At 71.1% G+C, this 21,499-nt stretch carries 17 protein-coding genes, 1 tRNA gene and 1 pseudogene; 12 read left to right on the top strand and 7 right to left on the bottom strand.

All coding sequences use genetic code 11. The features are described 5' to 3' along the window. The first annotated feature begins 253 nt into the window (after positions 1-253). The 5 genes from ACZ5DC_RS02640 (at position 254) to ACZ5DC_RS02620 (ending at position 5,096) form a co-directional block, all read left to right on the top strand. Positions 254-1,516, top strand: a complete 1,263-nt coding sequence (locus ACZ5DC_RS02640; protein WP_468648646.1) for a beta-ketoacyl-[acyl-carrier-protein] synthase family protein — start codon at positions 254-256, stop codon at positions 1,514-1,516. Further along, positions 1,513-2,733: a ketosynthase chain-length factor gene (locus tag ACZ5DC_RS02635; RefSeq protein WP_468648644.1), complete on the top strand. Its 1,221-nt coding sequence runs from the start codon at positions 1,513-1,515 to the stop codon at positions 2,731-2,733. Before ACZ5DC_RS02640 ends, ACZ5DC_RS02635 begins: the two co-directional genes overlap by 4 nt. Before the next feature lie 31 nt (positions 2,734-2,764). Beyond that, on the top strand, positions 2,765-3,037 hold the full coding sequence (locus ACZ5DC_RS02630; protein ID WP_468648642.1) for an acyl carrier protein: 273 nt from the start codon (positions 2,765-2,767) through the stop codon (positions 3,035-3,037). Positions 3,038-3,360: 323 nt separating this feature from the next. After that, the gene (locus ACZ5DC_RS02625) at positions 3,361-4,896 is read left to right on the top strand and encodes an acyltransferase domain-containing protein (protein WP_468648640.1); all 1,536 of its coding nucleotides are present in this window, start codon (positions 3,361-3,363) and stop codon (positions 4,894-4,896) included. Next, positions 4,893-5,096 carry a DUF6059 family protein gene (locus tag ACZ5DC_RS02620; protein WP_468648638.1) on the top strand — a complete coding sequence of 68 codons (204 nt, stop codon included), beginning with the start codon at positions 4,893-4,895 and terminating at the stop codon, positions 5,094-5,096. The genes ACZ5DC_RS02625 and ACZ5DC_RS02620 overlap by 4 nt, the downstream gene beginning before the upstream one ends. A gap of 130 nt (positions 5,097-5,226) precedes the next feature. Here the strand turns inward: ACZ5DC_RS02620 and ACZ5DC_RS02615 are convergent, their stop codons facing one another. Both ACZ5DC_RS02615 and ACZ5DC_RS02610 read right to left on the bottom strand, forming a co-directional pair. Next, the gene (locus tag ACZ5DC_RS02615; RefSeq protein ID WP_468648636.1) at positions 5,227-6,264 is read right to left on the bottom strand and encodes an alpha-ketoacid dehydrogenase subunit beta; all 1,038 of its coding nucleotides are present in this window, start codon (positions 6,262-6,264) and stop codon (positions 5,227-5,229) included. A 33-nt stretch (positions 6,265-6,297) separates the two neighbouring features. Continuing rightward, positions 6,298-7,281, bottom strand: coding sequence for a thiamine pyrophosphate-dependent dehydrogenase E1 component subunit alpha (locus tag ACZ5DC_RS02610; protein ID WP_468648634.1), 984 nt, complete (start codon positions 7,279-7,281; stop codon positions 6,298-6,300). A gap of 649 nt (positions 7,282-7,930) precedes the next feature. On the opposite strand from ACZ5DC_RS02610, the gene rfbA reads away from it, so the two are divergent. Next, positions 7,931-8,803, top strand: a complete 873-nt coding sequence (gene rfbA, locus ACZ5DC_RS02605) for a glucose-1-phosphate thymidylyltransferase RfbA (protein ID WP_468648632.1) — start codon at positions 7,931-7,933, stop codon at positions 8,801-8,803. Positions 8,804-8,904: 101 nt separating this feature from the next. Here the strand turns inward: rfbA and rfbB are convergent, their stop codons facing one another. Together rfbB and hemC are read right to left on the bottom strand one after the other, a co-directional pair. Further along, the gene (gene rfbB, locus ACZ5DC_RS02600; RefSeq protein ID WP_468648630.1) at positions 8,905-9,900 is read right to left on the bottom strand and encodes a dTDP-glucose 4,6-dehydratase; all 996 of its coding nucleotides are present in this window, start codon (positions 9,898-9,900) and stop codon (positions 8,905-8,907) included. A gap of 606 nt (positions 9,901-10,506) precedes the next feature. Further along, on the bottom strand, positions 10,507-11,520 hold the full coding sequence (gene hemC, locus ACZ5DC_RS02595; protein WP_468648628.1) for a hydroxymethylbilane synthase: 1,014 nt from the start codon (positions 11,518-11,520) through the stop codon (positions 10,507-10,509). A gap of 539 nt (positions 11,521-12,059) precedes the next feature. On the opposite strand from hemC, the pseudogene ACZ5DC_RS02590 reads away from it, so the two are divergent. Continuing rightward, positions 12,060-12,254 (top strand): annotated as a pseudogene (locus ACZ5DC_RS02590) (PIG-L family deacetylase); the annotation flags it as partial. A gap of 57 nt (positions 12,255-12,311) precedes the next feature. Here ACZ5DC_RS02590 and ACZ5DC_RS02585 read toward each other — a convergent pair. Together ACZ5DC_RS02585 and ACZ5DC_RS02580 are read right to left on the bottom strand one after the other, a co-directional pair. Then, positions 12,312-13,088: an XRE family transcriptional regulator gene (locus ACZ5DC_RS02585; protein WP_468648626.1), complete on the bottom strand. Its 777-nt coding sequence runs from the start codon at positions 13,086-13,088 to the stop codon at positions 12,312-12,314. A 212-nt stretch (positions 13,089-13,300) separates the two neighbouring features. Beyond that, positions 13,301-13,849 (bottom strand): hypothetical protein, encoded by a 549-nt coding sequence (locus tag ACZ5DC_RS02580; RefSeq protein WP_468648624.1) that lies wholly within the window; start codon positions 13,847-13,849, stop codon positions 13,301-13,303. A gap of 570 nt (positions 13,850-14,419) precedes the next feature. On the opposite strand from ACZ5DC_RS02580, the gene ACZ5DC_RS02575 reads away from it, so the two are divergent. From ACZ5DC_RS02575 to ACZ5DC_RS02560, 4 genes are all read left to right on the top strand, one after another. Beyond that, positions 14,420-15,073: a response regulator transcription factor gene (locus ACZ5DC_RS02575; protein WP_468648622.1), complete on the top strand. Its 654-nt coding sequence runs from the start codon at positions 14,420-14,422 to the stop codon at positions 15,071-15,073. Next, positions 15,064-16,332, top strand: coding sequence for an ATP-binding protein (locus ACZ5DC_RS02570; RefSeq protein WP_468648620.1), 1,269 nt, complete (start codon positions 15,064-15,066; stop codon positions 16,330-16,332). The genes ACZ5DC_RS02575 and ACZ5DC_RS02570 overlap by 10 nt, the downstream gene beginning before the upstream one ends. 38 nt (positions 16,333-16,370) lie before the next feature. After that, on the top strand, positions 16,371-17,645 hold the full coding sequence (locus ACZ5DC_RS02565; protein ID WP_468648619.1) for a COG4705 family protein: 1,275 nt from the start codon (positions 16,371-16,373) through the stop codon (positions 17,643-17,645). A gap of 198 nt (positions 17,646-17,843) precedes the next feature. Continuing rightward, positions 17,844-17,917, top strand: a tRNA-Met gene (locus tag ACZ5DC_RS02560). 311 nt (positions 17,918-18,228) lie between these two features. On the opposite strand, the gene ACZ5DC_RS02555 is transcribed toward ACZ5DC_RS02560, so the two are convergent. Next, on the bottom strand, positions 18,229-19,914 hold the full coding sequence (locus tag ACZ5DC_RS02555) for a ribonuclease J (protein ID WP_468648618.1): 1,686 nt from the start codon (positions 19,912-19,914) through the stop codon (positions 18,229-18,231). Positions 19,915-20,245: 331 nt separating this feature from the next. Between ACZ5DC_RS02555 and ACZ5DC_RS02550 the strand changes: the two genes are divergently transcribed. Continuing rightward, the gene (locus ACZ5DC_RS02550) at positions 20,246-21,037 is read left to right on the top strand and encodes a COG4705 family protein (protein ID WP_468648617.1); all 792 of its coding nucleotides are present in this window, start codon (positions 20,246-20,248) and stop codon (positions 21,035-21,037) included. Positions 21,038-21,499: the final 462 nt, after the last annotated feature.

Genomic DNA, 21,499 nt, shown 5'->3' with positions numbered 1-21,499 from the left:
CCGCGCTCCATGTCGGCACAAGTGTTCGTCTAGGGGGCCACCGAACGATGAACCGGATCGACAGCGGTGGCACGTCACGAGCGCACCACCGACCGATCCAGCGGGCGGGGCGCGAAGACAGAGACCCTGCGACGCCTCGTCCGCTGGCCCATCGGACCACCTTGATGAGAGAGGGAGTCACAGTGACCGGCACAGCTCGTCGCGGCCCACGAACCCCAAGCCGCTCGGTCCCCGCAGAAGCGAGGTGACGACCTTGCGCAGAATCGCCATCACGGGCCTGGGCACAGTCGCCCCGGGAGGCATCGGCGTGAAGGAGTACTGGGAGCTCCTCACCGCCGGCCGATCCGCCACGCGCACCATCAGCTTCTTCGACCCTTCGCCCTTCCGCTCGCGGGTCGCGGCCGAGTGCGACTTCGATCCGGTGTCGGCGGGCCTGACGCCGCAGGAGATCCGCCGACTGGACAGGGCCGCGCAGTTCGCCGTGGTGAGCACCCGCGAGGCACTCGCCGACAGCGGCTTGGACGTCTGCCGCCTCGCCCCCGACCGGATCGGCACGTCGATCGGCAGCGCCGTGGGGTGCACCACGAGCCTGGAGCGCGAGTACGTCGTCGTCAGCGACGGCGGACGCAAGTGGAACGTCGACCACGAGTACGCCGTTCCGGAGCTGTACCGGCACTTCGTACCCAACACGATGGCGGCCGAGGTCGCCTGGGTCGTGGGGGCCGAAGGCCCTGCCGCCGTGGTGTCGACGGGCTGCACTTCGGGGCTCGACGCGGTCGGTCACGCGGTGGAACTGATCCGCGAGGGAAGTGTCGACGTGATGGTCGCCGGCGCCACCGAGGCCCCGATCTCCCCCATCACCTCCGCCTGCTTCGACGCCATCCACGCCACCACCCCGCACAACGACGAACCGGAACGCGCCTGCCGGCCCTTCGACCGCACCCGTGGCGGCCTGGTGCTGGGGGAAGGCGCGGCGGTCATGATCCTCGAGGAGTGGGAGAGCGCGCGCAAGCGCGGGGCACACATCTATGCCGAGATCGCCGGGTTCGCCGCCCGTTGCAACGCCTACCACATGACGGGTCTCAAGCCGGACGGACGCGAGATGGCCGAGGCCATCGACGCCGCCTTGCAGGAAGCCCACGTCACGCCTGAGGCCATCGGCTACATCAACGCTCACGGCTCCGGCACCCGGATGAACGACCGCCACGAAACCGGCGCGTTCAAGCGCAGTCTCGGTGACCACGCCTACCACGTGCCCATCAGCTCGGTGAAGTCGATGATCGGGCACTCGCTGGGTGCGATCGGCTCCCTGGAGATCGTCGCCTGCGCGATGGCGATGGAGCACGGTGTGCTGCCCCCCACCGCCAACCTGCACGAACCCGACCCCGAACTCGACCTCGACTACATTCCGTTGGTGGCACGCGAGCGGCAGGCAGACGTGGTGCTCAGCGTCGGCAGCGGCTTCGGCGGTTTCCAGAGCGCCATGCTGCTCACCCGTCCAGGGGCGCGGTCATGACCGCCGCTGTCGTGACCGGCCTCGGTGTCGCCGCGCCGAACGGCCTCGGAACGGCGGCGTTCTGGAAGGCCACCCTGTCGGGACAGAGCGGTCTGGCCCCGCTGACCCGCTTCGTTCCGTCCCAGTACCCGTCTGTACTCGCCGGTGAGGTCAAGGGCTTCGTCGCCGAGGAGCACATACCCAGTCGGCTGATGCCGCAGACGGACCACATGACCCGGCTGGCACTCGCCGCCGCCGACTGGGCCATAGGCGACGCCGATGCCGACCCGCGGCAACTTCCCGAGTACGGCATGGGCGTGGTGACCGCCGCTTCCGGCGGTGCCGTCGAGTTCGGCCAGCGGGAACTGCAGAACCTGTGGAGCAAGGGCAAGGAGTACGTCAGCGCCTACCAGTCCTTCGCCTGGTTCTACGCGGTGAACACCGGCCAGATCTCCATCCGGCACAAGATGCGCGGCCCGAGCGGAGTCCTGCTCACCGAACAGGCGGGGGGCATCGACGCCATCGGCCACGCCCGGCGGCAGGTCCGCAAGGGCACACCCCTCGTCGTGTCCGGCGGCGTGGACGCGGCGCTGTGTCCCTGGGGATGGGTGCCTCACATCACCACCGGCCGCATGAGCACCGTGCCGGACCCGGCCCGCGCCTACCTGCCCTTCTCCGCGGACGCCTCCGGGTACGTCGTCGGTGAGGGAGGTGCCGTCGTCGTTCTCGAGGACGCGGCCTCGGCCCGGAAACGCAGTGCTCCACGTGTCTACGGAGAGGTCGCCGGCTACGCGGCGACCATGGACCCGGCACCCGGCACCGGCCGGCCGCCCGGCCTGCGACGGGCGGCCGAGAACGCCATCGCGGATGCGGGCCTCACCCCGCAGGGCATCGATGTGGTCTTCGCCGACGCGGCGGGCGTGCCGGAACTGGACCAGGCCGAGGCGGCGGCCATCACCGGGCTGTTCGGGCCGCGCGGAGTGCCGGTGACCGCTCCCAAGACCATGACCGGCCGGCTGCTCGCCGGGGGCTCGGCCCTCGATGTGGCCACCGCGTTGCTGTCGCTGTGTGAGGGAGTGATTCCGCCGACCGTCAACGTGCGGGCTCCCGCGCCCGCCTACGGGCTCGATCTGGTCACTGGTCAGCCCCGTGACACCCCCCTGCGGTCGGCTCTGGTCCTGGCCCGCGGATACGGGGGCTTCAACGCAGCCCTCGTACTGCGCCGTACCGACGACTGACCGTCCGACACCGAACGAGAGGACCCCTGGCATGTCCGCCACGACCACGGTAACCCTGACCGACCTCATCCGGATGCTGCGGGAGAGCGCGGGGGAGGAGGAAGGCGTCGACCTCGAAGGAGACGTCCTGGACGCCTCCTTCGACGATCTCGGCTACGACTCTCTGGCCATGCTCCAGGTCATCGGCCAGGTCCAGCGCGAATACGGCATCCGGCTGCCGGACGAGGCGGTCGCCGATGCGAACACGCCCCGTGCCCTGCTGGCGTTGATCAACACCAGTGGGCACACGCCGCAGGCCGGCTGACGCACCGAGCGCCTGCCTCGGGGGACGGCCGGAGGCCTTGTCTGCCTGGGCTCTGCCTCTCCTGCCACCCGGGCCGGCAGCTGATCAGCGGGGCGCACGCCCAGCACCCGACCGCGGTGGGTCGCCCCGGCCGTCCACGGCCCATGCGACGACAGGAGACACAGTTGCCCTGCACAGCTCTGACCGTTGTCACACGAGATCTGACAGTTCCCGGGGAGGCCCCGGCGGGACAGCCGCCGGCGGGCCGTCACGGCATCGACGCCGCACTCGGCGCGTTCGGCCTCACCGGTTCACCGACGCGTTCCAGGACCATCGTCTTCCTGGTGACCGGCGATACCTCGCCGTCGCTCCCGTCCGGCATCGAGGATGTCACCGTGCGCACCGCGGAGTCGGCGGTACTGGCTCTGGTGCTGGCGCACGCCGCACTCACCGACGGCACCAAGGACGTGGCGCTGCTGCTGGCCGGTCTCGGTGGGCCCGGCCCCGTCCGAGCCAGCCGGGTGACCCTGCGCCGGGTGCCGCGTCAGGACCACTCGGCGTCGGGGCCCGGCTCGTCGCACGGGCCAGTGGCCGACAGCACGCGGATGCTGCTCTGGTCCGGCCGCCGTGCGAGCGACGAGACACGGACCCGTGCCCGACTGCGCTCGGTGGTCGACCGGATGACGGACGACGTCTTCCGTGCCCTGCCCGCCGTGGTGCCCTGCGGCCCGGGCCCGGCCCCCGTCCGGGCCGCCGCCCTGTGCAGCGCCGAGGACCCCACCGCCGCGCTGGACGCGGCCAGGGCGGTCACGGCCGGCACGCCCCGCCCGGTGGCCCTGCTCTTTCCGGGCCAGGGCTCACAGCACACCGCGATGGCCGCCGGGCTCTACGGGCACGAGCCGGTCTTCACCGAGGCCGTCGACACGGTGCTGGGCCTCATGGGCGCCGAAGGTGCCGCCGTCCGCGCCGACTGGCTCGCCCCACGGAAACCGGTCGTCGACATCGACGACGTCCGGCGCGCGCAGCCGCTGCTGTTCGCCGTGGACTACGCGCTCGGCAAGTTGGTCATGAGTTGGGGAGTCCGTCCGACGGCGCTGCTCGGTCACAGTGCCGGCGAACTCGTGGCCGCCGCCTTCGCCGACGTCGTGTCCCTCGAGGACGCCGTCATGATGATGTGTGAGCGCGTCCGTCACGCACGGTCCGTCCCGGCCGGCGGAATGCTCGCGGTCGCGGCGTCCGAGGCTCGGCTGCGCCCCTACCTGGTCGACGATGTGGCCATCGCCGCGGTCAACGCCGGCCTGCAGACCATGCTGGCCGGCCCCGCGGCACAGCTGTCCTCCGTCGAGAAGCGGCTGCGAGCCGACGGCCACACCGTCGTGGCAGTACCGGCGACCAGCCCCTTCCACTCTCCCGCGATGGCCCCGGCCGCCGACGCCGTCGAGCGGGAGTACACCCGGATCGGGTTCCGGCCCCCGCGCCTTGCGCTCTACTCCGGCTACAGCGGGGAACTGATGAGCGAGCGGGACGCGCTGAGCCCGCGGTTCTGGGCTCGGCAGATCACGGACACCGTGTACTTCAGGCCCGCCCTCGACCAGTTGCTCGCCGCGGAGGACATGCTGCTCGTCGAGGCCGGACCGCGCCAGACGCTGACCGCGTTCGCGCGCCGGCACCCCGCGGTGCGGAGCGGGGCGAGCGCGGTGGTGCCGATGCTTCCGGCCCGTCCCGGGGGTCCGGCGGCGGACCGCCGATCCCTGCTCGGCGCGGTGGCCCGGCTGTGGACCGAGGGCCACGATCTGGACGTCGCCTCACTCAGCCGGTTGTGGGCCGACGGCGAGGACCGCGCCACCCTTCCGTCACCCGTCGCACCGGGGCGTCGATGATGCTCTCGCGACTACTGCGTGCCGTCGCAAGGGCGATGATCGCCGCGGGGAGCATCTGGGTGTACGTCCCCCCCGCCCGCCCTCTCGACGAACCCGGTCCGGGGCATCCCGAGAAGGTCCCTCGAGGGGTTCCGCTCAGCGAGGTCGAGCGCCACCTTGCGCGTGCTCTGCTCGGCGAGTGCGAGTGCGAGCGCGAGTGACGGCCGTCCCTCGCCCGGCCGTCAGGACGCCGGCGGGGAGGCCGAGGGCGCACGTCACGCGGCCGGCCCGGTGTCCCACCGGGCCGGCCGCGGACGCTCTGCGCAGCGGTACCGGGGCCGCCTGCGGTGATCAGTACGGTCCCTGGAACCCCGCGGCGACGTCCGCCAGCGCGGGCAGGTCTCCCGGCGCCTGACCGCACAGTTGCAGGCATGCCGCCACTATGCCGTCGGCACCGGGGTGGAACGCCTCCTCCAGCGGCCAGGACACCGGCGCAGGGCAGTCCGGCAGTGTCAGCCGGCGGATCGGCGCCGTCAGGGCTTCCGGTATGTGCTCGGCCACCACCGCCGCCACTTCGGCGCTGAATCCGTACCGTGCCCAGCTGGTGTCGGCCACGACCAGCCGCCCCGTCCTGGCCACCGACTCGCAGATGATCCGGTCGTCCAGCGGCCGCAGGCTGCGCACGTCGACCACTTCCACGCTGATGCCTCGTTCGGCCAGTTGACCGGCCGCCCGTTCCGCCTCGTGCACCATGAGGGAGGTGGCGACCACGGTCACGTCGTCGCCGCGTCGCGCGACCCGGCCGACGCCGAAGGGGATGCCGGTGGCCTCCGCCGGAACCTCACCGGTCAGCGGGTACAGGTTGCGGTTCTCCAGGAGTACGACGGGCGTGTCGCCGGTCAGCGCCTGGACCAGCAGTCCCTTGGCATCGGCGGGCGACGCGGGTGCCGCCACATACAGCCCCGCGTAGTGGGCGAAGGTCGCGTGCGGGCTCTGCGAGTGGGTCGCCCCCTGCCCCCAGCCGCGGCCGATCACGCCTCGTGTGACGACGGGAACCCCGCCCTTGTCCCCGCCGTACATGTAGCGCCACTTGGCGGCCAGGTTCACCAGCGGGTCCAGCGCCAGGAACATGAAGTCGGCGCGCGTGTGCACCAGCAAGGGCCGCAGGCCGCAGGCCGCCGCACCCACCGCGAACCCCGCCGTGGCGTTCTCGGAGTTGGGCACATCGATCACGCGATGCGCGCCGAACCGCGCGAACGCGTCCTTCGTGGTGCCGAAGGTGCCCTTGATGTCGTCAACCCCCTCCCCTGCGATGAAGATGCCCTCGTCCGCCTCCATGCACTGCACGGTGGCCTCGCTGATCGCCTGTGAATAGGTGAGAGTGCGCACGTGTGCTGGTCCTCATCGTCGAGTGCACCGGTGTCAGCGGGGCACAGGCTGGTAGGCACCGTCGAGCAGAGCTTCGACGTCGGGGAACGGCTGCTCCTTGGCGTAGGCGACCGCCTGCTGGATCTCGTCGCCGAACTGCGCCCGCCACTCGGCGACCGTCCGGTCGATGCCAGGGTCATGCTCACGCAGTGTTTCGGTGGCGCGCACGATCGGGCAGCGCGCCATCCACGCCTCCGTCTCCTCCACGGGGCGGTACCCGTGGTCGTGGCCATGGTCGAAGCCGGGGCCCACGTGTTCCCGCCACCGGTACGTCGCGAGCTCCAGCAGGTACGGGCCGTTGCCTTCCCGGCAATGTCGCAGCGCTCGCTGCGCCGCGTCGTGCACGGCGAACACGTCGTTGCCGTCCACCTGCACGGCCGGGACACCGGCGGCTTGGGCACGGTCCCGGACAGTCGAGCCCGCGGCCTGCCGGGCGCTGATCGGCGAGGAGATGGAGTACAGGTTGTTTTCGCAGACGAAGACCACCGGAGCCCGGCGCACCGACGCCAGGTTCAGCGACTCGGCGAACACGCCCTCTTCCGTCGCACCGTCGCCGAAGAAGGTGAGCGCGACCCTCGGTCGGCCGCTGCGTGCAAACGCCCAGGCGGTTCCCACGGCCACCGGGATCATCTCGCCGAGGATGGCCGCCGAACCCGCGAAGCCGACCGCCCGGTCGACCAGGTGGATGGAACCACCGCGGCCGTGCGCGCAGCCGGCCTGCCTGCCGTACAGCTCGGCGACCATGGCCTTGAGGTCGCCCCCCTTGGCCAGGTAGGGGGCGTGGGAGCGGTGGGCGGTGTACACCCAGTCCTGACTGGTCGTGGCGGCGCAGACGCCTACGGCGGTCGCCTCTTGGCCGATCGAGAAGTGCGTGGGGGTACGCATCTGCTGCTCATCGCGGTAGTAGTCGGCGAGCGTTTCCTCCACTACGCGGATACGCACCATGTCGCGGAGCAACCGGGCACGGCCGGACGTCATGTTCGAGCCTCCTCGCAACCAGATTCAGGGTGCCGCCGGGGCGTCGGGGCCTCGTCACCCGCGTTGCCCGGTCGTTGCCGGACGACGGAATCGGGCGCGGCCCTCGCCTGGAGCGAGCCGGTGGCTTCGGCCGGCCTTCTCCGGCGGCGGGGCCCGGCCTGGCCGGTCCGCTGTCCCGAGCACACGTTCCGGCTCCTCCGTGCTCCGCGACCGGTTCGCGGCGCGCGTTCTCCTCCCTCCGAACGGTGCCGGGCTGTCGGACGGCGACCCTCTCGGAGCCCTTATCGTCGGAGCACCCCCTAGAGGACTGGTGAAGCCGGACTGGACACCCCGGGGCGCGTCGGTTCGCGGCAAAGGCCGTCGGCACCGCTGTGGCCGGCGCCGGGAGTCGAGTCCGGTTCCAGGGGCAAGCGAGCCCTCTGCGGTGCTGTGGACTCCTCCGCGTGGACCGGTGGTGAGGTGTTCGACGGGTGAGCAGGGTCCTCGACACCTGCCGGTGACCACCGCACAGGGCGGGCGCCGATAGGGCCGGCCGCAGCTGCCTGAGCGTGCCGCCGGCGGACCGGTTCCCACCCGTGGCACACAACGAAACCGCGGCACCACCTCGCCGGGACACGAACCCAACGCGATTCCGAAGGGGCACGCGCGTATGAAGGGCATCATCCTCGCCGGCGGGACCGGGACCCGTCTGCACCCGATCACCATCGGCACTTCGAAGCAGCTCCTCCCCGTGGGTGACAAGCCGATGATCTACTATCCGCTGTCGGTGCTCATGCTCGCGGGCGTCCGGGACATCCTCACCATCACGAACCCCTCCGACACATCGAGGTTCCAAGCGCTCCTGGGTGACGGTTCCCACCTCGGACTGCGCATCACCTACGCGGAGCAGCACGCGCCGCGCGGCATCGCGGACGCGATCCTCATCGGTGCCGAACACATCGGGGACGGTCCGGTGGCACTGATCCTCGGTGACAACATCTTCCACGGCACCAACTTCTCCGAGACGCTGACGGAGAACGCCAGGAGCGTCCGCGGGTGCGTGCTGTTCGGCTATCCGGTCAACGACCCCAAGCGGTACGGCGTGGGAGAGAGCGACGCCAACGGCGATCTCATCTCCATCGAGGAGAAACCGCTGCGCCCCCGCTCCAACCGTGCGATCACCGGCCTCTATCTGTACGACAACGACGTGGTCGACATCGCGAAGAACCTGAGGCCGTCGGCACGCGGCGAACTGGAGATCACCGATGTGAACCGCGTCTACCTGGAGCGGGGCCGGGCCCGTCTCGTGGACCTGGGCCGGGGATTCGCCTGGCTGGACACCGGAACGCCTGAATCACTGCTCCAGGCCGGTCAGTACGTCCGTACGCTCGAGGAGCGCCAGGGGGTGCGGATCGCCTGCATCGAGGAGATAGCGTTGCGCATGGGCTTCATCGACGCCGGCACCTGCCACCGGTTGGGCGCCCGGATGGCCTCCTCGGACTACGGCAAGTACGTCATGGCCATCGCCTCCGAACTGGGGTGAGCCGACGGCCGTCGGGCCCGTACCGGTACCGGGCGGGCCCGTCAGGCGGCCTGCGGCCGTGATCGCGGGTGTGGTGTCGAGCGCGGCGGGTCCCGGACCCGTCAGCCGACAGGGGTGCCGAACGCGATGGCGCGGCGGGCGAGCGGCTCCCACCATGCCCGGTTTCCGCGGTACCAGCGGATGGTGTCGGCCAGCCCGCGTGCGAAGGTGATCCGGGGTTCGAAGCCGAGTTCCTCGCGGATACGCGAGGCGTCCAGCGAGTAGCGCCGGTCATGTCCCGGGCGGTCCTGGACGTGCTCCACCCGGTCCCAGCCCGCGTCGAGTTCGGCGAGCACCCTCCGGGTCAGCTCCCGATTGGTCAGCTCCGTACCGCCGCCGACGTTGTACGTCCGCCCGGCCCGGCCCGACTCCAGCACGAGCTGGATCGCACGGCAGTGGTCGTCGACATGCAGCCACTCGCGCACGTGCGTGCCGTCGCCGTACAACGGCACCTTCCCGCCGTCGAGCAGACGGGTGACGAAGAGCGGGATGATCTTCTCGGGGAACTGGTAGGGGCCGTAGTTGTTGCTGCACCTGGTGACGGTGGTCCACAGGCCGTACGTACGGTGGAATGCCCGGACGATCAGATCGGACGCGGCCTTCGACGCTCCATAGGGCGAATTGGGCTCCAGCGGGGCCGACTCGGTCCACGAGCCCTCCTCGACCGACCCGTAGACCTCGTCGGTCGAGACGTGCACGAAGCGTTCCACGCCGGTGCGCCGACAGCACTCGAGAAGGGTGTGTGTGCCGACCACATTGGTCGTGATGAAAGGCGTGGATCCGGCTATCGACCGGTCCACGTGCGATTCGGCGGCGAAGTGCACGACCGCGTCGTGTCCCGGCACGACGTCCATGAGCAGATCACGGTCGCAGATGTCACCCTGCACGAACGTCAGTCGCGGGTGCCCGTGCGGAAGGCTGGTGAGCGTGCCTGAATAGGTGAGCTTGTCCACCACGGTCAGCCGGGTTTCCTCGTGCCCGGGGTACGCACCGGCGAGGAGGCTGCGGACATAGTGGGAGCCGATGAAACCGGCGCCGCCGGTGATGAGGAGGTTCACAGCCGCCGGCCTTCCGACTCGCGCCCTGGTTCACCGGGTTGCCCGAACGCGCTGAGCGGCGGCCGGCCGACGCACTGGGGCCGGGCCCCTTGTCCCCGTTCGGACACCGCAGGGGCCGTTTGCTCCCCGTGGAGGTGCTTCATGGCGCGGTCCTCCACACCGATGGCGAACGCTCCCGCCACGCGTCGCGTCCCGTCTCGCTCCAAGGTCACCTGCCGCTCCTTCCGGTCGCCGTGTCGGTACCGACGAGAATGGCAGCCACCCGGTCGCAGGGCCGTCGACGCTCGCTCGAACGGGAGGGGAGTCGGGAGGAGTCCCGCTCCGCCCGTGACGGTCCCTTCGACTCGGCGACGTCACACCTCCCGGCGCTTCCCCTCTCCCGCAAGCGGACCCCGAGACCCTTCAGCGGGACGTGCACCGCCTGGTGGACTCGTCACGATGCCGAGGCCGGCCGGAGCGGAGCCTGACACCCGTCCCACCGGCCGCCGGCCCTCACCCGTCGAGCACACCCTGCACCGGTCGGCCCGGCACCGTCGACGACAGCACCGGGCCCGCACCAGCCACAGGGAAACGCCGCGGACGCAGCACCTGATACGACCCCCGGTACTAACGGCCGGTTCCGCCCCGAATGCTGTCGAGGATGGCGCGCGCACCCCGGTCGATCAGCTCCTCGGCCAGCGCCGCACCGAGTTTCTCCGGCTCACCGGCCGTGTCGACGCGGCTGCCTGCGACACGTCGGGTGCCGTCGAGCGACGTGACCTGAGCGAAGAGCGACAGGGAGCCGTCCGACCCGGTCTGCGCGTACGCGCCCACGGGCACACTGCACCCGCTGTGCAGCTCGGCGAGCAAGGCCCTCTCCGCCCGCACCTCGCCGTCGACAGTGGCGTCGCCCACAGTGGACAGGATTCCCTCGAGTTCAGCACTGCCTTCCCGTACCTGAATTCCGAGGGCGCCCTGGCCGGGCGAAGGCGGGAAGAGATCGAGGGGCAGCAGTTCACTGATCGCGTCTTCGAGCCCCAGGCGGCGAAGCCCCGCGGCAGCCAGGACCACGGCATCAAGGCCCTCGGTCTCGATCTTCTTCAACCGAGGCGGCACATTCCCCCGGATGGGGACCACATCCAAGTCCGGGCGCACGGCCAGGAGCTGAGCGATGCGCCGAGGGGCGCCGGTTCCCACCCGCGCACCTTTTCGCAATCCGGACAGTGTGGCCCCGCACAGTGCGTCCCGCACGTCCTCACGACCAGGCGGCGGCAACAGTGTCAGGCCAGGCGGGTTCGCCGTCGGCAGGTCTTTCAGGGAGTGAATGACGACGTCCACGTCCCCCCTGCTCAGCGCCGCCTCCTGCGCGGAGCTGAAGGCATTGCCGCCGCAGACCGCAGATACATCGGATATCCGGGACTTCCTGTCCCTGTCGCCGCCTTCGAGAATGACCCGATGCCTGAACGTAATGTGCGGGAATCCAACGAGGAGAGGGGCCAAGTATTCTCGGACCTGAATTCTGGCCAAATTACTTGCTCGCGAACCGACCAGGTAAACCGACACGGTAATGAGCTCCCGACAGTGGTGAGATGGCAAGTCACATCGGCGCTGCCCGTACGACAACGGCCAGCCATGCGCCATGGGCCTCCATGACGTCGATTTCACCGTCACGCACTCGACCGGCGGTTGACTCGGCCTCTATGCGGATGAGCCGAGTAGGCAGATCGCCGGGGTCAGCGCCAGCAGCACGGCGGCCACTCCGGCACCGCGTCCAGAAATCACGGCGGTAGGCCGAAAGTGCCCCCGCCGATGGTCAGGTCGGTCGTCACCAGGTCGACGGCCACCGGTCCGCCGGCCATCAGTGGCCGGCCCCGTGCATGCCCCACGTCGTCCGCGCCGCCGCCCCGCCGGGACCGCCGTCCCCCTGGAACGATTTCGCGCCGGGTCTTGCCCTCCTTGATCCGGCTCTCGTCATAGTCCTGGGTGCGCTCGCCTGGGTACGGGCCCTGACCGCGGCGTCCTTGGCGAGCTTGCGGATCCGGGCGCTGTGCCGGATCGTCGCCGGACTTGGCCCAGGCCCGGGCACGACTGCTGAGCACGGCCCGCGCGGCGGCCTGCGCATCGAGCGGGTCCGACCTCCCCAGCGGCCGGCGGGCGAAGCGATCCCTGGCCGCCTGCCGGGGCGAAAGGCCACCACCGCCTGCCTGGCCTTCGGCGAGCGCGGCGAGTCCGCCAAGGCGTGGCGCGAGGGCAGGACGCCGGCGGAGATCACGGCGGTACGCCGCGAGGAGGCGGAGTGGGCCGCCGCCACCCTCGGCGCCCCGGTCCGCTTCTTCGGCGCCGACGACTACCCGCTCACCGCTCCTGCCGTACTCGGGCGGTCCCGGCCAACGGCCCGGCGGGCGGACCGTCGCCCGCTCCCGGGCAGGGGATCAGCCCTCGTCCGGATCCTGTACGTCCATGCCGGTGCAGGCCAGTTGTTCGGCCACCTCCGCGCAGGCCTCGACGCCCCGGGGGGAGCGTACGGAGAGCATCGGGCTCGTGTAGCCGGTGGTGTCGTCGGCCGGGTAGGTCGTGGAGAGGACGTCCCGGCCCGCGCGTACCGAGACCTCGCGGGCGTGCGGGGAGCGCACCCGCACCTCCGACCAGGCGGTACCGCAGGCCGGGGAGTAGCGCAGCCGGACGGTGTAGGCGGGGTCGGTGACGGTGCTGGTGGTCCGCGCGTCGCGTGCGCAGGCCGTCGCGTCGGGCGACTGGCCCCGGCAGAACGGCCTGTGGCAGTGCGGGACCGCCATCACGGCCGGCGTACCGGTCGGACCGCTCCGGTCGTGCGCGGCGACGGCGGCGCCCACCACGGCCGTCACCCCCGCCAGCGCGAGCACACACAGGGGCAGCCACCGCCGCCCGCCCGAGCGCCGGGGTCCGATCCCGTCCGGGATGCTCGCGGGCGACGGCCCGCCGGCGGTGTGCGCGGTGGCCTCCCACAGGGCCAGTACCGCGTCGGGATCGACGCCGGCCAGCCGGGTGAGCGCCTCCACGGCCGGCCGCGGTGGCCGCTGAACACCGGTCAGGTAGCGGTGCCAGGCGGACTTGCTGTACGGGGTGCGCGCTGCCAGCGCCGCCAGGCTCAGCCCCGTACCGTCCTTCAGTTCCCGCAGTCTGACCAGCAACGGTTCGTCGGGCGCGGTCGGTTTTTCGGGGTGGGGCATGGTGCGTCCCTCGGCTCCTCTTCCACTATGGGCGCTTCGCCCTTGATGCCGGAATGGCTTCCCGAGGGGAAGGCGGTTGCAACACTCAGTGAGGTGTGACGAGGGTGAGGCACATGAGCGCGCCGAAGGCCTGTTCGGGGATGCGTGATCCTCGAACAGGCCTCGACGGTCGGGGTGGGCGGTGGTTCAGGGGGTACGGCGGTGGGGGACCGTCAGCACCACGGGAGCGTGGCGCCGACCCTGACGTAACGGGCGGAGACATAGCCCCTGTGGTGGGACAGCCGGTACCACGTGTGGTTGCCGAACACCCCGGTGCCGTGGCGCTTGCAGGTGAGGGCCACGAGCCGGTGGTGGTGCCGGTGGCCGACCACCCGGTAACCGGTGCCCGGACCGGAGCGGACGTTCAGCGTGAGGCGGTGCGTGACCACACGGCCCACGGCGGGGATGCCACGCCGGTACGACGCGGTCTGCACGATGACGCGGTGGAGCCGGTGGGTGCGGTGCGCCGAGTGGAGGCGGCGCCCGGCGTGATGCTTGCAGTGCACGCGGTGGACGCTGCGGTGATGGCGGGCGGTGCGGTGCTTCGCCGACTGGTGCCGGGTCGGAGCGGGCAGCAGCGAGGGGAGGGTGTGCCGCACGCCGGCCGCGGGCGTGGGGTACGGGGCGGTGCCGCCCGCCGGGGCGGCACCGGCCGCCGTGGGCAGGATGGCGAGCACCGCGACCGCGGCCAGCAGGCCGCTCTGCAGGGTCCGTCGGATCATGGAAACCTCCGGCTGTCGTTCTCGTGACCACGCACCGTGATCACGACAGCCAGCGTTTCCGTGACGAGCTGTCAGAATGCCGTTCCCACGTCCCGTGGGACACCGGGGACGTCCCGGGGAACGGGCGGGGCGCGGGGAACCGCGAGCGCGGAAGGAGGCCGGGCCGTCCAGGGGCCTCCTGCTGTGCATTCGTGCAAGGCCGGGTCCCCGGTCAGGGCTTCAGCGCGGCACGGAGGGGAGCGCGCAGTTCACCGTCGGTGACGGCCGCCATCTCGGTGGACCGCAGCCGATGGTGGCCGTCCGCTGATGAGCTCGGGAGGGCGGGACCCGAAGCCACCATCGCGGTCCGCTGCCCACCCGTGGATCGAGACGCCGACGACGTACTCCTGCACCGAGCCCGTGCGACCCATTGCGGTCCGCCCGCGAACACCGCTGCCGCGGGCTCGGCCCTCGCGCCCGACCGTCGGGGCTTCAGGGCAGGGGCGTGCGCCACCAGCGGCCCGCTCCGGACCGTCAGGCGGTTGACCTGGGAAGATGGAGAACCGGGCCGGGAGTATCTAGGGTCGGCCCGTGGCTCTCATCATGGTGTGCGAAGACGACGCGGCGGTACGCGGCGTCCTCAAGCGCGCCCTGGAGCACGACGGGCACACCGTCTCCGTCGCCGCCACGGCCGACAGCCTCCTGCGGCAGCTCTCACCGGCGCCCCATCTGGTCGTTCTGGATCTCGGGCTCCCGGACGCCGACGGCCGCGACGTCTGCCTGGCCCTGCGGGCCCGCGGCGTCGACGCGCCGGTGCTGATGCTCACCGCCCTGGACGGCCTGCATCACAAGGTCGGCGGCTTCGAGGCCGGCGCCGACGACTACATGACCAAACCCTTCGACATCCCGGAACTGCTGGTCCGCGTCCGGGCGCTGCTGCGCCGGGCCACCGTGGCGCCCGCACCGCGCGAGGTCGTCCTCGATCCGGCGAAGCACGTGGTGACCCACGATGCGGTGAGCATGAGCCTGACCCCGACCGAGTTCCGGCTGCTGGGCCGCCTGATCGCCTCGCAGGGCGACGCGGTACGGCGTCACGCCCTCATCGCTGCCGGCTGGCCGCACGGTGCTCAGGTCAACGACAACACCCTCGACTCCTATGTGCGCCGGCTGCGGGCCAAACTCGGTCCGCTGGGTGTAGCCGAGCGGCTGGCAACCGTCCGCGGCGTGGGCTACCGATGGCAGTGACGGGATTCCGTAAGCGGGTCGTCGCGCTCACCGTGCTGATCGCCACCGCCGTGGTCGCGATCCTGGTCGTCGTCTCGCACGTGCTGCTGAGCCGGGTGACGGACGCCGACGCGCACGATCTGGCACGTACGCGCGCCGAGGCGGTCGCGGGGAACGTCACCGCGAAAGGCGGCCGTGTCGTGCTGACGGAGAACGGCAGCGAGGCGCTGGACGAGGTCGCCTGGGTGTATGCAGACGGCCGGCTGATCGACGGAGACGTACCGCCGAGCCTGGTCGGTCGCGTCGAGGAGCTGGCGGACACAGGGCGCTCGCAGACCGCGTCGGTCGGCGATTACCTCCTGTACGCGCGGAAGGTCCCGAGCCACGGCCACCACGTCATGGTGATCGTCCGGGTCGACCTCACTCCCTACGAGACCTCCGAGCAGCGCAGCCTGACCTTGTCCCTGATACTGGGCGGCCTCACGGTCCTCCTCGCCGGCGGTGTCGCACACCTCGTGGTGCGCCGCGCGCTGCGGGTCGTCCACGAGATGGCCGCCCTCGCCGACGACTGGGGCCGGCACGAACCCGGGCGCCGCTTTAACCTCGGCGTCCCCCGCGACGAGTTCGGGGAACTGGGGCGGACCCTGGACCATCTCCTGGAGCGCGTCGACAACGCGCTGGCGGACGAGCGCCGGCTGACCGATGAGATCGCCCACGAATTGCGGACACCGCTCACGGTCCTGCGGGCCGAGGCGCAGCTGGCGCAGCTTTCCGGCGAGCCGGTGCCGACGGAGGCGGTGCTGAGCGAGGCCGACCGCCTCGATACGGCGATCACGACGCTTCTGCGCGCCGCGCGCGCACGGACGGACAAGGGGACCCGGTGCGACCTGCGCTCCGCCGCACGGCAGGCGATCGCCGGCCGCGCGGTCGAGGTCGCCTTCTCCGCGAGGATCGAGGTCGCCGTGGCGGCCGACGTCGCCGTGGCGCTGCTGTCGCCTCTGCTGGACAACGGCCTGCGGCACGCGAAGTCCCGGGTGTGGATCACCGCCCGCGACCAGGGCGAGGCCATCGTGGTCGATGTCCTGGACGACGGCCCCGGAATCGAGGCCGCGGACGTCGACCGGGTCTTCGAAGCGGGGGTGACCGGCGGCGGCGGGTACGGGCTGGGGCTGCCGGTGGTCCGGCGCATCGCCGCCTCGGCCGGTGTGGAGGTCCGCGCGATCGCGGACGGCCGCGGTCACGTCGAGGTGACCCTCCCGGCCGCACGTGCGACCACGTAGTCAGGTTATGTGCAGATTCCCCGCGCCAACCTCCCCGCATGACAACGACAACGGAAGCACGCACGCGCAGCGGGCGTCTCATGTTCAACAAGGTTCCCGAGGTCACCGTCTGGTTCTGGGTGATCAAGATCCTGTGCACGACCGTCGGTGAGAGCTTCGCCGACTGGATCAACATGAAGCTGGGCGTCGGCCTGGTGAACACGGCCTGGATCTTCACCGCGGTCTTCGTGGTGGTCCTGGCCGTCCAGCTGCGGCTGAAGCGGTACGTCCCGTTCCCCTACTGGCTGACCGTGGTCGTTGTCAGCGTCACCGGCACCCTGTACACCGACATCCTGACCGACCAGCTCAATGTGCCGCTGTGGATCAGTTCCGCGGTCTTCTCGGTACTGCTCGCCGTGGTCTTCGGCGTGTGGTGGCTGCGCGAGCGCACCCTCTCGATCCACTCGGTCACCACGCTTCCGCGGGAGTCGTTCTACTGGCTCGCCGTTCTCGTCACCTTCGCGCTCGGCACCGCGACCGGCGACTGGACCCTCGAGCTCACCGGCTGGAGCCCGGGAGTCTCGGTCCTGCTGCCGCTCGGCCTCATCGCGGCGATCACGCTGCTGTGGAGGTTCGGCGCCAACCCGGTGCTGTCCTTCTGGCTCGCCTACATCCTGACCCGCCCGCTGGGCGCCAACATCGGCGACTGGCTCGCCTCCCCCAAGGTCGCCGAGAACCCCGGCGACCCCACCGGTCTCGCCCTGGGCACGTTCACCACCAGCTTGATCTTCCTCGGCCTGATCCTGGCGACGGTGGTCTACCTGACGGTCACGCGCCCGGATGTGACCGAGACCCACGAGGCCGCCCTCGCCGCACACACCACCGGCGACCCTCGCAAGGAGCGCGTCGCGCTGGCCGGCTTCGGACTGCTCGCCGTCGCCACCGCGGGCTTGCTGGTCTGGGCCCACGGCCAGCCGCACGTCGGCCCGGCGCCGGAGGAGGACAACACCTCCGCCGTCCGGATGGCTCCCGGCCAGGCGGTGAAGAAGTTCCCGCCCGCCAAGGTCGCCGCGCTGAAGACCCTCGCCTCCACCTCGCTCAAGGACGCGCGCTCGGGAAACGCGACCGGGGCCCACGCGGCCGCCCAGAAGCTGCGTGACCTGTGGGACGCCGACCAGGCGTCGCTGCAGCCGCTGGACCAGACCGGCTGGACCTCCATCGACGCTCAGATGGACAAGATGCTCAAGACGTTCGGCATCGACCACTCGAACCCGCCGATGTCGCCTGCGCAGCAGGAGAAGGAACTGAACGCCCTCCTGACGGACATGGGCTGACAGACCGCACAGCGCCCGGCCGGCCCCCCGGCCGGGCGGGCTCAGTGTGCCGAGGCGGCGCGGAGAACCGCGCTTCCTCGGCACACATCGGCGGGCCGCGGCCGTGTCGGCCGGTCATGAGCGATCGGGCCCGCTCCGAGCGCAGGCGAACGTCGATTGGGCGTATGCCGATCGGTGCCGTACAGTTCACCGTACCGACGCGGGGTGGAGCAGCTCGGTAGCTCGCTGGGCTCATAACCCAGAGGTCGCAGGTTCAAATCCTGTCCCCGCTACTGAAACGTGAAGGCCCGGTTTCCACCGGGCCTTCACTGCGTGTGCGCCGGTCCGGACCTGGCACGCCGGCTCGGGCACGCCGCGGATCCGGGCCGAGAGCGCCCGGATCGTCCACGAGGTCCACGGCGTCGGACAGCCGAACGATCTCTTGGCCGGTCGCCGCCCGCCCCGCCCCGTCCCGCGCAGCCCGTCGGCACTCATGTGAAGGGCCTTGCCACCCCGGACTGCCGGGGTGGCTGCCGACCCCCGTGCCCGGCCTCGATGCCGGCGGCCCCGCGGCCGGAACGCGACAGTGCCGCCGGGCTGTGGCTCAGGCGTCGATGATGACGGGGATGATGAGGGGCTTGCGGCGGTGGGCGCGGAACGCCCAGTTCGCCACGGCGCGGGCGAGGAGCTGTTCGAGTTGGCGCGCGTCCCCGACGCCTTCCTCGGCCGCGGTGGCCAGAGTCTTCTCGATGACGGGGATGACCGGCTCGAAGGTGGAGTCGTCGTGCACGAAGCCGCGGGCCAGGAAGTCGGGGGCCTCGGCGAGGGCGCCGGTGTCCGCGTCGACGATCGCCACCACCGTGAGCACGCCTTCGGAGGCGAGGGTGAGGCGGTCCTTGAGGGACGCTTCGGTGGCGCCGCCGACTTCCATGCCGTCCACGTAGACGTTGCCGGCGGGGACCTTGCCGGTGATGGACGCGCGCCCGTCGACGAGGTCGACGACGACGCCGTCCTCGGCGATGACCACCCGTTCGGGGTCGACACCGGTACGGATGGCGAGGTCGCCGTTGGCCCGCAGGTGGCGCCACTCGCCGTGCACGGGCATGACGTTGCGGGGCTTGACGATGTTGTAGCAGTAGACGAGTTCGCCGGCGCTGGCGTGCCCGGAGACGTGCACCTTGGCGTTGCCCTTGTGGACCACGTGGGCGCCCCACCGGGTGAGTCCGTTGATCACCCGGTAGATGGCGTTCTCGTTGCCGGGGATGAGGGAGCTGGCGAGCAGGACGGTGTCGCCCTTGCCGATACGGATCACGTGGTCGCGGTTGGCCATCCGTGACAGCGCGGCCATCGGTTCGCCCTGGGAGCCGGTGCACACCAGGGTGACCTTGTGGTCCGGGAGCTTCTCCAGCTCCTTCGTGCTCACGACCAGACCGGAGGGGACCTTCAGATAGCCCAGGTCACGGGCGATGCCCATGTTGCGGACCATCGACCGGCCGACGAAGGCGACCTTGCGGCCGTGCTGGTGGGCGGCGTCCAGGACCTGCTGGATGCGGTGCACGTGGCTGGCGAAGCTGGAGACGATCACCCGGCGCGGCGCGGTGCGCATCACCTGCTCGATCGCCGGGTTCAGCTCACGCTCGGAGGTGGTGAAGCCGGGTACTTCGGCGTTGGTGGAGTCGGTGAGGAACAGGTCCACGCCCTCCTCGCCGAGACGGGCGAAGGCGCGCAGATCGGTGATGCGGTCGTCGAGGGGGAACTGGTCCATCTTGAAGTCGCCGGTGTGCAGCACCAGCCCGGCCCGGGTGCGGATCGCGACCGCGAGGCTGTCGGGGATGGAGTGGTTGACCGCCACGAACTCGCAGTCGAAGGGCCCGAAGCCACGCCGGTCGCCCTCCCGCACCCGCACCGTGCGCGGCCGGATGCCGTGTTCCTTGAGCTTGGCCTCCAGGAACGCCAGCGTCAGCTTGGACCCGACGACGGGGATGTCGGAGCGCTCGCGCAGCAGGTACGGCACGCCGCCGATGTGGTCCTCGTGGCCGTGGGTGAGTACCACGGCCACGATGTCGTCCAGCCGGTCCCGGATCGAGGTGAAGTCCGGCAGGATCACGTCCACGCCGGGCTGGGTCTCCTCGGGGAACAGGACGCCGCAGTCGACGACGAGCAGCTTGCCCGCGTGCTCGAAGACGGTCATGTTGCGGCCGATCTCACCCAGGCCGCCCAGGGCGATGACCCGCAGCCCTCCTTCGGGAAGGGGTGGGGCGGCTTTCAGTTCGGGGTGTGGATGACTCATACCCCTGACGGTACCCGGAGAGCGGCGCAGGATGATCCATTGCCTGCGGGATCCGAGCGCTCGACACGCCTCGCCGCCGCCGCCGACGTACGGCCGCTCGCCGACCGCTGGCGGCAAGGCCGTCCGTCAGCGCCGGTCGTGAGTGGACGAAGAGTCCGATGCCGGAAGCAGCCGATATCACTGGCCGCACGCTCCTGACCAGTGCATCGGTCTCTGTGTTCAGGTTGCTTTCAGGTTCGGCTGAGCCTCGGGCAACTCCCGTACTGGAAGCGCCAAAACTCTGGCAAAGGGGTCTGGGGCGAGTGCCAGGCGCCATGTCATGGTGCCTGCCATGTCGACTGATCACCTCACTCACTACCGGCCCTCGGGCCACATCCGTCACGCGGCGAGCAAAGTGCCGGAGGTGACTGTCTACTTCTGGATCATCAAGGTGCTGACCACCGGGATGGGCGAGACGGCGTCCGACTTCTTGGCCCACCTGCTCGGCCCGATCCCCGCTGTCGGCCTCGGCGGCATCGCCCTGGTGGCCGCTCTGGCGGTGCAGTTCGCCGTCCGTCGGTACGTGGCCTGGGTCTACTGGACGGCGATCGTCATGGTCAGCGTGTTCGGCACCATGGCCGCCGACGTCCTGCACGTCGGCCTTGGCGTGCCGTACACGCTGTCGACTCCGTTCTTCATGGCCGCGCTGGCCGCCGTCTTCGCCCTCTGGTACCGCGCGGAGCGCACCCTGTCCATCCACAGCATCCACACCCGGCGCCGCGAGAGCTTCTACTGGGCCGCCGTGCTGGCCACGTTCGCGCTGGGCACCGCCGCGGGCGACCTCACCGCCTCGATCGGCCTCGGTTACCTGGGTTCCGCGGTCCTGTACGCCGCCGCGATCGCCGTCCCGGCTGTCGCCCACCGGTGGGGGAGCCTGAACGCGGTCGCCGCGTTCTGGGCCGCGTACGTCATCACCCGCCCGCTCGGCGCCTCTGTCGCCGACTGGATGGCCGTCGGCCACGGCAGGGGCGGACTCGACCTGGGCCTGGGGCCGGTCACGGTGTCCTGGACGGTGGCGATCCTCGGCTTCGTCGGCTACCTGGCCGTCTCCCGCAAGGACGTCCAGCGCGACATCACGAGGTGATGCTCCGGTAGCGTCGAGTGCGGCGTGGTCACCCGGCAGGCAGGCTGACCGCGAACCGTGCCCCGGAGCGTGTCCGGGCTCGTACGTCACCTCGCCGCCGGCGGAGCGGGCCAGACGTCGCGCCGGCGGCAGCCCCGGGCCCGCTCCGCCGTGCGTCGTCGATGCGTACGCCGTCGGGTGCGCGGTGGGCGCGGACGGCGATGTCGGACTGGGACGAGAACTGGTTCGGCCCCGGCAGGACTCTGGACGTCACCATGGCCGGCCTGCGCCGACGTCTCGCCCAGGCCGCCGAGGAGTCCGGTCGCCCCTTGCCGGTCGCCTCACAGCGGCACGCTCCGAGCGCATGGCATTTCGCCCACGCCATCCGGTCAGCGACCGCCCGCCGCGGGTCCGCTCACCCGGTCCGGGCTGCCGCCGGGAGCGAGCGGTGGCAGCCGGGACGGCCGCGATGACGAACGCCGG

This window comes from Streptomyces sp. NPDC031445 (assembly GCF_055581365.1).
This window is presented reverse-complemented; position numbering and strand designations above follow the sequence as displayed.

Excerpts from the sequence above, each read along its gene's own strand:
- rfbA (WP_468648632.1), top strand. The coding sequence starts at position 7,931 with ATGAAGGGCATCATCCTCGCCGGCGGGACCGGGACCCGTCTGCACCCG.
- ACZ5DC_RS02585 (WP_468648626.1), bottom strand. The coding sequence starts at position 13,088 with ATGCCCCACCCCGAAAAACCGACCGCGCCCGACGAACCGTTGCTGGTC.
- ACZ5DC_RS02565 (WP_468648619.1), top strand. The coding sequence starts at position 16,371 with ATGACAACGACAACGGAAGCACGCACGCGCAGCGGGCGTCTCATGTTC.
- hemC (WP_468648628.1), bottom strand. The coding sequence starts at position 11,520 with ATGGCGCATGGCTGGCCGTTGTCGTACGGGCAGCGCCGATGTGACTTG.
- ACZ5DC_RS02620 (WP_468648638.1), top strand. The coding sequence starts at position 4,893 with ATGATGCTCTCGCGACTACTGCGTGCCGTCGCAAGGGCGATGATCGCC.
- ACZ5DC_RS02570 (WP_468648620.1), top strand. The coding sequence starts at position 15,064 with ATGGCAGTGACGGGATTCCGTAAGCGGGTCGTCGCGCTCACCGTGCTG.
- ACZ5DC_RS02580 (WP_468648624.1), bottom strand. The coding sequence starts at position 13,849 with ATGATCCGACGGACCCTGCAGAGCGGCCTGCTGGCCGCGGTCGCGGTG.
- ACZ5DC_RS02635 (WP_468648644.1), top strand. The coding sequence starts at position 1,513 with ATGACCGCCGCTGTCGTGACCGGCCTCGGTGTCGCCGCGCCGAACGGC.
- ACZ5DC_RS02550 (WP_468648617.1), top strand. The coding sequence starts at position 20,246 with ATGTCGACTGATCACCTCACTCACTACCGGCCCTCGGGCCACATCCGT.
- ACZ5DC_RS02555 (WP_468648618.1), bottom strand. The coding sequence starts at position 19,914 with ATGAGTCATCCACACCCCGAACTGAAAGCCGCCCCACCCCTTCCCGAA.
- ACZ5DC_RS02630 (WP_468648642.1), top strand. The coding sequence starts at position 2,765 with ATGTCCGCCACGACCACGGTAACCCTGACCGACCTCATCCGGATGCTG.
- ACZ5DC_RS02610 (WP_468648634.1), bottom strand. The coding sequence starts at position 7,281 with ATGACGTCCGGCCGTGCCCGGTTGCTCCGCGACATGGTGCGTATCCGC.